This window comes from Rosenbergiella metrosideri, from assembly GCF_022602565.1.
In the GTDB taxonomy this organism is placed as follows: Bacteria; Pseudomonadota; Gammaproteobacteria; order Enterobacterales; family Enterobacteriaceae; genus Rosenbergiella; species Rosenbergiella metrosideri.
Genome location: NZ_JALBCV010000021.1, coordinates 38,713 through 48,328 on the forward strand (window position 1 = coordinate 38,713; position 9,616 = coordinate 48,328).

7 protein-coding genes and 1 other annotated feature are annotated in these 9,616 nt (G+C 47.2%); of the genes, 4 read left to right on the forward strand and 3 right to left on the reverse strand.

What is annotated here, in order from left to right; genetic code table 11:
- The first annotated feature begins 5 nt into the window (after nt 1–5).
- Nucleotides 6–1,127: a bifunctional chorismate mutase/prephenate dehydrogenase gene (gene tyrA / locus MKR94_RS15275; RefSeq protein WP_241647721.1), complete on the forward strand. Its 1,122-nt coding sequence runs from the start codon at nt 6–8 to the stop codon at nt 1,125–1,127.
- A 48-nt stretch (nt 1,128–1,175) separates the two neighbouring features.
- On the opposite strand, the gene pheA is transcribed toward tyrA, so the two are convergent.
- From pheA to bamD, 3 genes are all read right to left on the reverse strand, one after another.
- Complete coding sequence (pheA, locus tag MKR94_RS15280; RefSeq protein WP_241647722.1) at nt 1,176–2,333, reverse strand: bifunctional chorismate mutase/prephenate dehydratase; 1,158 nt, start codon at nt 2,331–2,333, stop codon at nt 1,176–1,178.
- A gap of 28 nt (nt 2,334–2,361) precedes the next feature.
- Nucleotides 2,362–2,482 (reverse strand) — a sequence feature (Phe leader region).
- A 92-nt stretch (nt 2,483–2,574) separates the two neighbouring features.
- Nucleotides 2,575–2,904: a ribosome-associated translation inhibitor RaiA gene (gene raiA / locus MKR94_RS15285; protein ID WP_099825452.1), complete on the reverse strand. Its 330-nt coding sequence runs from the start codon at nt 2,902–2,904 to the stop codon at nt 2,575–2,577.
- 1,282 nt (nt 2,905–4,186) lie between these two features.
- Nucleotides 4,187–4,921 (reverse strand): outer membrane protein assembly factor BamD, encoded by a 735-nt coding sequence (bamD, locus tag MKR94_RS15295; protein ID WP_241647723.1) that lies wholly within the window; start codon nt 4,919–4,921, stop codon nt 4,187–4,189.
- A gap of 128 nt (nt 4,922–5,049) precedes the next feature.
- Between bamD and rluD the strand changes: the two genes are divergently transcribed.
- The 3 genes from rluD to clpB all read left to right on the forward strand — a co-directional run bounded on the left by rluD (nt 5,050) and on the right by clpB (nt 9,461).
- Entirely contained in the window at nt 5,050–6,030 is a 981-nt protein-coding gene (rluD, locus tag MKR94_RS15300) for a 23S rRNA pseudouridine(1911/1915/1917) synthase RluD (RefSeq protein WP_241647724.1), read from the forward strand.
- Nucleotides 6,027–6,767, forward strand: a complete 741-nt coding sequence (gene pgeF / locus MKR94_RS15305) for a peptidoglycan editing factor PgeF (protein ID WP_241647725.1) — start codon at nt 6,027–6,029, stop codon at nt 6,765–6,767. Before rluD ends, pgeF begins: the two co-directional genes overlap by 4 nt.
- 120 nt (nt 6,768–6,887) lie before the next feature.
- A complete protein-coding gene (gene clpB, locus MKR94_RS15310) occupies nt 6,888–9,461 on the forward strand; it encodes an ATP-dependent chaperone ClpB (protein ID WP_241647726.1) in 2,574 nt (857 codons plus the stop codon).
- Nucleotides 9,462–9,616 lie beyond the last annotated feature (155 nt).

A 9,616-nucleotide genomic window follows, 5' to 3' on the forward strand; every position in this document is an offset into this window, starting at 1 on the left:
GAGTAATGGTTGCAGAACTGAATGCGTTACGCGATAAAATTGACGAAACAGATAAAGCGTTACTGACCTTGCTTGCGCAACGTATGCAGTTAGTGGCGGAGGTTGGAGAAGTCAAAAGCCAGCATGGGTTGCCGATCTATGTGCCAGAACGTGAAGCGTCCATGTTAGCTTCACGGCGTGCGGAAGCGGAAGCTGCTGGTATCCCTGCCGATTTAATAGAAGATGTTTTACGTAGAGTGATGCGAGAGTCTTACGCCAGTGAGAATGACAAAGGGTTTAAGACACTCAATCCCAACATGCGACCTATCGTTATCGTTGGGGGTAAAGGGAAAATGGGCCGCTTGTTTGAGCGGATGTTAACGCTTTCAGGCTACCAGGTCCGTTTGCTGGATAAGGACGAATGGGAGCAAGCGGCTTCATTGGTCAGCGATGCGGGAATGGTTATCGTTAGCGTGCCCATTCATTTAACCGAGCAGGTTATTCAGCAGCTACCACCGCTACCCGACGATTGTATTTTAGTCGATCTCTGCTCAGTCAAAAAAGCGCCGTTACAAGCGATGATGGCCGCTCATAACGGGCCGGTATTAGGTTTGCACCCAATGTTCGGGCCAGATAGTGGTAGTTTAGCCAAGCAAGTCGTGGTGTGGTGCGATGGCCGTTCACCGGAAGCGTACCAGTGGTTTCTCCAGCAAATCGAGGTATGGGGGGCACGGCTCCACTCCGCCACGGCGGACGAGCATGACCAAAATATGGCTTTTATCCAGGCACTCAGACACTTCGCGACCTTCGCTTATGGGTTGCATCTGTCAGAAGAGAATGTCGATCTTGAACAATTACTGGCGCTCTCTTCACCTATCTACCGATTAGAATTAGCAATGGTTGGCCGCTTATTTGCTCAAGATGCACAATTGTATGCGGATATCATTATGTCGTCGCCTAATAACATTGCCTTGATCAAGCGCTATTACACACGCTTTGGCGAGGCGTTGGCACAGCTTGAACGTGGCGATAAAGCTTCCTTCATTAAAAGTTTTGCTGGCGTTCAAACTTGGTTTGGTGATTATGCTAAGACATTTATGACAGAAAGCCGTTCTCTACTGCGGTCGGCGAACGATAATCGTAAGTAGTTCGCCAACCTTATAATATTAAGCACCACATTACAGTAGTGCTTTTTTTTAAGGTGTTACAGCAGTTACTGTTTCGCTTGGATAGCAACCCAGCACCTTCAAGTAGCGGGTAAGTTCAGTAAGCTGTTGCAGGGCAGATTGCATAGCGGGATCACTACTATTAGCTTTAACGTCGATGTAAAACATCTCTTCCCACGGGTTACCGTTAATTGGGCGAGATTCAAGTTTAGTCATCACAATATCATGTTGTCTGAGTACGAGTAAGGCGTCGACTAATGCACCGGCTTGTTGCCCTGTTGCCATCAGTAAGGTGGTTTTCGCGGGTACTTGTTCTGATACCTTCACCGGTTTACGCGCGAGGACGATAAAACGGGTGATATTTTGTGACTGATTAGCGAGTTGACGATCTATCGCTTGAAGTTGATAGAGCTGTCCACCCGCTTCACTACCGAGTGCCGCGACAGAGGGATCGTTTAAACTCGCAACGGTTTCCATCGCTGCAGCAGTACTTTCGGTATAGTTAATTTTCCAATGCGGATAACGGGTTAGATATTGGCTGCATTGTTGGAAAGGCTGTGGATGGCTATAAACCGTTGTGATCGCAGCAAGAGACGTTTCACCTGAAACCAACAGGCAGTGATTAATCGGTAACGTCATTTCTCCCACAATATGCAATCCAGTATTTTGAAGCAAATCGTATACGTCGTTAATCGATCCTGAACTCGTATTCTCTAAGGGGAGTACGGCATAGTCAGCTAATCCTTTCTCCACTTGGTTAACAATATCTTGGAATTTACTGCAGCCCACTTCGATCATTTGGTCAAAATGATGTGACGCGTAGCTGCGTGCAGCGAGGTGAGAATACGAGCCCTTGGGGCCTAAGAAGGCGACACGAACTGCTTGTTGTTGAGAGTCGTTGAGCGCTTTTTGTAGCAAAGCTTGTTGAATCAATACCGAGTCTTCGATGACCAGCTGAAAAAGACGCGTAATATAATGACTATCGAGAGAAAGCGTTTTTCCTTGGTCGATCAGTTTTTCCAGTAGCTGTTTTTCGCGCGTCACATCGCGTACTGGACGCTGGGTTTGTAGCTTATAATTACCCACTGCTACGGCAAGCTCACGACGCTTGGCGAGAAGTGTGAGTAAACGGCTATCCAGATCACTAATGTCATGTCGCAATTCGTCAAGCGAAGCGTAAGGGGTCATAGTCTGTCCTTTTGTTTTTTATTTTCTCAAAAAAAAAGCCTCCCGGAGGGGAGGCCTTTTGTTCGTCTTTTCATTCATTCTAGTCGAAGCGGCTTCCCTGGGAGGGGGAGCTAAAAAAAAATGAAAAGAAGAACAGGTTGTGTTGCATGTTATTTATCTCAATAGAGTTGAACTCAGAGAGTAGCGTTTGCGATCCCGCGCGTCAACCTAAAACCGCGCACCCTGTGGGTGCGCAGTATTATTAAGATTCGGCAGGAATAATATCTTTAACGCTACCGTTTGCACGCCGTGCTTCAGCTTTATGCTGGACCTTATTGAGTTGGCGCTCGAGTTTTGAAATGAGTTCGTTGACTGCGACATACATATCGTCGTGTTTCGCCGTAGCAACAAGGGTACCGTTGGGGGTATTGAGTGTTGCATCGGCAACAAACTCTTTAGGCTCTTTAGAGAGGACCACGTGAGGGTTTATCAGCTGGGTCTGCCATTTTTCAAGCTTCGCAAACCGCTCTTCAATATGACTACGGATTGCCGGGGTAATATCCATTTGCTTACTGGTGATGTTGATCATCATTTTACCTCTCTTCGTCATTGCCATGGTACGTGCTCCCAGAATACCGACTATGCACATCAATAATGTGATCTATGTCACATTATTAGTATATGAAAAATTTTTAGTCCCAAGGGTAATTTTCAGCTATCTGAGGGGGAAGAGGGGGAATGATTGTCAGTTTGTATGGGCCAAAATTTAGTCGGTTTGGTACCGCGTTGTCCGTTTCAAGCATAAGGTTGTCACTTATGCAGAAGTCACAGGGGAAGGGGTATCGCTAGGATAGTTTTCTTTCCTCAGTAAGGAACGACTATGCTGCTGGCTCCAAAGAGATCGAAGTCGCCTTTCCTGCCGCATCTGATACCGACTTCCAGTTCGTGCGGCAATTGATAGCAGAGCAACGGATCCCAGAAAATATGACCCTTCGAGTGATTACTCAGGTGCGGGCCGATCTTATCGAGCGGACCTTTTTAGCGTTAACAGGGGGGAAATGGGCCACTCTCAATACTGATGGCCCAGCGCAAAACGTTTCATCGCTTCCATTAGTTTCGCCCGCCTTACCCACTTACAAAAAGAAAAGCCCATTTCCTGCCGAAAATGCCAGAGCAGCGTGCGCTCACTCAGGTTAAACAAGGTCGCTGTCTCGGACGTTGTTCAAGGTTTGGCCAGATCGTTACGTACAAGTATGCACAGTTTCTTGAGCGCAGAGGAGACGGGTTCAGGGAGATTTTAAGAAAGCACTGGCATGCCGCGTATTTCATCTAGGATAAGTTCATAGATTCTCTCGGCTCGGCTATTGGCGGCGCAGTGATCGGGGAGGTAGAGTACTACGACGATCAGCTCCTTTAGCAGTGGCGAAACTTGCACTACTTGGCAATGCGTGGGTAAATCGGCTCAAGCGAAAGGATCGACAAATAATGTTCTGGCAGCAACCTGTCCAGTAATCGTTAACTGGTGAACAATCCCAGCAGGAAACCAGACTCCGCGACTAGGCGGAATGAGCCAACATCCTTGCGCGGTATGGACGCTGACTACCCCGCTTAAGCTGTAAAGCAATTACGTATAGCGATGTTGATGCCAAGGTTCACGCTCACCATGAGAATAATCATGAGCGAGGGGGATGACGTGTTTCCAAATTGATAGGCAGTGTCGTCGACATGCGATTCTATTTTTTATGGTGGTAGCAGTGCAAGTATTACGTGGAAATTGCCATTTCAATTGTTTTAATTAGCCAGTGACCGGAAGGATAAAGGGACAAAAAAACCAGCCACTAAACGTGGCTGGTCAGTTAGCAGAATAGGGACGGCTATTTTGTGGTATTTGACGCGATCAGTTTTGCGACTTTGTCTGCTTCAGTGTTTAGCTGAAGTTTACGGTAAGCATTTTCCATGTAAGGAAGTGCTTGGCGTGTAGGGACAGTATCGGGATAATCACTCAGCATCTCTTTAGCGCGATTAACGACCGCGACATAAGCCTCACGTTTAGTGTAGAATTTCACAACAGATAATTGATACGTCGATAAACGATCCTTTAGCGCGACCAGACGTTTTTGCGCGTCAGGGGTATATTGGCTGTTTGGAAAGCTTTGTACCAGTTGTGAAAAGTCCTTGAAGGCTTGTCGAGCATTTGATGGATCGCGATCCGAACGGTCAATACCGAAGAAGTGCTGTAAAGCAGATTGGTCAAGCGCCATATCCGTTAGCCCTTGCATATACATTACATAGTCAATGTTAGGGTGGGTAGGATTTAAACGCATGAAGCGTGAAATGGTCGCTTGTGCCATTGGCATATCGTCATTCTTGTAATAGGCATAGATCAGATCGAGCTGTACCTGTTGCGAATACGGACCGAAAGGGTAACGATTGTCCAGCGCTTCTAACTGGCTGATAGCGCCTCTGAAGTTTCCATCTTGCAGTTTTTGCTGAGCTGTAGCATAAATCTGCGAAGGAGGATTGTCAGGAACGACATCTTTAGATCCGGAACATCCGACCAGAGCTAAGCTAAGCGTGGCGAGTGCCACAAGATATTTCATACGCATCATGACGAATTGATTATCCTCAAAAGTTTAGTGGAAGCATTTGTATGTGGCTTCCATTGTTTATCAGCTAAGATAGCACATTATCTTAAACGGCTTTGCCGGAAAAACCCAACGTTAACGAAGAACCTTATATGGCACAACAAGTAGAACTCGCTGCAACCATCTCCCTAGAACAACTGGGACAACGCTTAGATCAGTCTTTGGCTGAATTGTTCCCTGATTATTCACGTTCTCGTATAAAAGAATGGATTTTACAGGGCAGAGTCACCATCAATGGAACGGTTGCCGATAAACCCAAAGAAAAAGTATTGGGTGGCGAGAAAATTGTAATCAGCGCAGAAATCGAAGAAGAAGCGCGTTGGGAACCCCAAAATATTCCCCTTAATATCGTCTACGAAGATGATGATATTCTCGTCATCAATAAACCGCGTGACTTAGTGGTGCATCCCGGCGCCGGTAATCCGGATAAAACCATTCTGAATGCGCTGCTTTATCATTATCCTGCTATCGCTGATGTCCCGCGAGCGGGTATTGTACATCGTCTCGATAAGGATACCACAGGATTAATGGTGGTTGCCAAGACCGTGCCTGCACAAACCCACTTGGTTGATTGCCTGCAACGGCGAGAAATTACTCGTGAATATGAAGCGGTTGCGATTGGCACCATGACTGCAGGAGGAACCGTGGATGAGGCGATTTCTCGCCATTCCACTAAGCGTACGCACATGGCAGTTCATCCAATGGGCAAACCGGCAGTGACACACTACCGTATTATGGAGCATTTCCGCGCCCATACTCGCCTTCGTTTGCGCTTGGAAACAGGCAGAACCCACCAAATTCGTGTGCACATGGCGCATATCGGTCACTCGCTAGTGGGTGATCCCCTTTACGGTGGTCGTCCGCGCCCTCCTAAGGGAGCAAGTGAGGCATTTATTAATGCGTTACGCGGCTTTGACCGCCAAGCTCTACATGCCACCATGCTTCGTCTCTACCACCCGATAACGGGTATTCAAATGGAGTGGCATGCACCGCTCCCTCAAGATATGGTGGACTTGATTGAAGCACTGAAAGAGGATACTGCGGTGTATCGTGATCAAATGGATTGGCTATGAGTCAATCACTGATTATTCCTCACTGGCACGCGCCATCAAAGGTGCGTGCTGTATCAACGACCCGTTTAGGGGGCGTTAGCCAAGCGCCTTGGCACGCGCTTAACCTTGGGAGCCATGTTGGGGATAATCGCAACGACGTTATTCGTAATCGTGAGTTATTAACTGAGATTGCTCAGTTACCCAGTGCACCACTTTGGCTAAATCAAGTTCATAGCCCTCATGTTATTGAGGCAGTTGTGACTGACGGTATCCCAGAGGCTGACGCCAGCTTCACACGTGAAGCGGGGATTGTCTGTGTCATCATGACGGCTGATTGCCTACCAGTGTTATTCAGTCATCGCGATGGCAGCCAAGTTGCCGCCGCACATGCCGGTTGGCGTGGATTGTGTAACGGTGTACTGGAAAATACGCTTGATACCTTCGATTGCCCACCGGAAGAAATTATCGCATGGATAGGCCCTGCCATCGGCCCTCAGGCTTTTGAAGTGGGGGCGGAAGTCAGAGAAGCCTTTATCCGTATTCATCAGGATGCTGAGCAGTGCTTCATGCCTCATGGCGAAAAATATTTAGCCAATTTACCTAAACTCGCAGAATTGCGTTTGCAGAGTGCGGGGGTCGTGGGCGAAGCGATTTATCAATCTCAGCGTTGCACTTTTTCAGAGCCTGAACATTTCTTCTCTTATCGCCGGGAGGGGCAAACAGGCCGTATGGCTTCCCTTATTTGGATTGCGGAATAATCTGTAAACCTTCAATTGCTAAGCGTAAAATTTCAGCAATTTTTAGGTTTCTGTCTCTTGAATTTTTCATAATCACCTCCATCTTATAGTTAATAGCATGTTGACCTTTGTGGAGGAATTATGCGTCTGGATCGTCTTACTAATAAATTTCAACAAGCCCTAGCTGATGCCCAATCATTGGCACTAGGCAGTGATAATCAATTCATCGAACCTATCCATCTTTTTTCTGCATTATTAACGCAGGAAGGTGGATCAATTCGCCCGTTACTTGTCTCCTGTGGGGTAGAGGTTTCTCAGCTTCAAGCTCAGTTATCTCAGGCGTTGTCGCGTCTTGCGAAAGTAGAAGGAAGCGATGGTGATGTTCAACCTTCAGCAGAACTTATTCGCGTATTGAATCTTTGCGATAAGTTGGCACAAAAACGCGGCGACAGTTATATCTCATCGGAGCTTTTTCTTCTGGCTGCATTCGACTCCCGAGGGGGCGTCAGTGATTTATTAAAATCAGCAGGTTTAACCAGTGAGAAGCTTACTAACGCTATCGACCAACTGCGGGGAGGAGAGGGTGTGAATGACCAAGGGGCAGAAGACCAACGCCAAGCACTTAAAAAATATACCATTGATCTGACTGAACGTGCTGAGTCAGGCAAACTCGACCCCGTTATTGGTCGTGATGAAGAGATTAGACGCACTATCCAAGTGCTTCAACGCCGTACCAAAAATAATCCAGTATTAATCGGTGAGCCGGGAGTGGGTAAAACCGCGATCGTTGAAGGCTTAGCGCAACGTATCATTAATGGTGAAGTCCCAGAAGGCCTTAAGGGTCGCCGTGTCTTAGCTTTAGATATGGGAGCGCTGGTGGCTGGTGCCAAGTTTCGAGGCGAATTTGAAGAACGTTTAAAAGCGGTTCTGAATGATTTGTCGAAACAGGATGGTAATGTCATTCTCTTTATCGATGAAATTCACACCATGGTTGGAGCAGGTAAAGCCGATGGCGCGATGGATGCCGGAAATATGCTTAAGCCTGCCTTAGCACGTGGTGAGTTGCACTGCGTGGGCGCAACAACCTTAGATGAATACCGTCAATATATAGAAAAGGATGCAGCGCTTGAGCGTCGTTTCCAAAAAGTGTTGGTGGCTGAACCTAGCGTAGAAGATACCATAGCGATTCTGCGTGGGCTGAAAGAACGTTACGAGTTGCATCACCATGTACAAATTACTGACCCAGCAATTGTTGCTGCCGCACAGCTGTCGCACCGTTATATCGCGGATCGGCAGTTACCGGATAAAGCCATCGATCTGATTGATGAAGCGGCGTCGAGTATTCGTATGCAGATCGACTCCAAGCCGGAACCGTTGGACCGTCTTGAACGTAGGATTATTCAACTTAAGTTAGAGCAACAAGCTCTTAAGAAAGAGACGGACGATGCCAGCGTCAAACGACTGGCAATGCTTGAAACGGAGCTGGAGCAGAAAGAGCAAAGCTACTCGGAGCTTGAAGAAGAGTGGAAAGCTGAAAAAGCCTCCCTTACTGGTACGCAACATATTAAATCTGAGTTAGAGCAGGCACGTATAAGCATGGAGCAAGCGCGACGCAATGGCGATCTAGGCCAAATGTCTGAGCTGCAATACGGAAAAATCCCTGAGTTAGAGAAACTACTGGCCCAAGCCACACAGTCTGAAACGCAACAAATGAAGATGTTACGTAACAGAGTTACCGATGTTGAGATTGCAGATGTATTAGCACGCTGGACCGGGATCCCTGTAGCACGCATGATGGAAGGCGAGAGGGATAAACTGCTACGGATGGAAGAGACACTCCATGACCGTGTTATTGGACAAGATGAAGCGGTCGATGCAGTGGCGAATGCTATACGCCGTAGTCGAGCGGGGCTTGCTGATCCAAACCGCCCAGTAGGTTCTTTCTTATTCTTAGGACCAACAGGGGTCGGTAAAACAGAACTCTGTAAATCACTTGCTGATTTTCTCTTCGACAGTGATGAGGCAATGGTGCGTATCGACATGTCTGAATTTATGGAGAAACATTCGGTGTCTAGGTTAGTGGGTGCTCCTCCAGGATATGTTGGTTACGAAGAGGGTGGCTATCTAACTGAAGCGGTGCGCAGACGCCCTTACTCGGTCATCTTATTAGATGAAGTTGAGAAGGCACATCCTGATGTCTTTAATATCTTGCTGCAAGTCTTAGACGACGGGCGTTTAACGGATGGGCAGGGCCGGACAGTCGATTTCCGTAATACGGTTATTATTATGACCTCTAACTTGGGCTCGGATTTAATCCAAGACAAGTTTGGCGAGCTGGATTACAGTCAAATGAAAGGGGTGGTAATGGACGTAGTCGGGCATCACTTCCGTCCAGAGTTCATCAACCGTATAGATGAAGTCGTTGTGTTCCATCCACTGAGCCATGAGCATATTGCGAAAATTGCTGAAATTCAGTTACAACGTCTTTATAAGCGATTAGAAGAGCGAGGTTATTCGGTTGAGATTTCTAACGAGGCATTACAGCTGTTAGGTGAGGTTGGTTTCGATCCTATCTATGGTGCGCGTCCATTGAAGCGTGCAATACAGCAAGAGATTGAAAATCCGCTAGCCCAACAGATCCTTTCTGGCAAACTTTTACCGGGTGCGACCATTAAATTAGGTGTCGTAGACGGAGTGATTACCGCCCAACAATAGTTAATGTTGTCGACTAACAGCCTAGAAACGCGAGTTTCTAGGCTTTTTTGTTCTGTTTTTATACGGAGTGATTCATTAATCACCAGTCAGTAAAAAAGTTTAAATAATCCCTTGCGCTCTGAGCGGAACTCCCTATAATGCGCATCCACTGACAC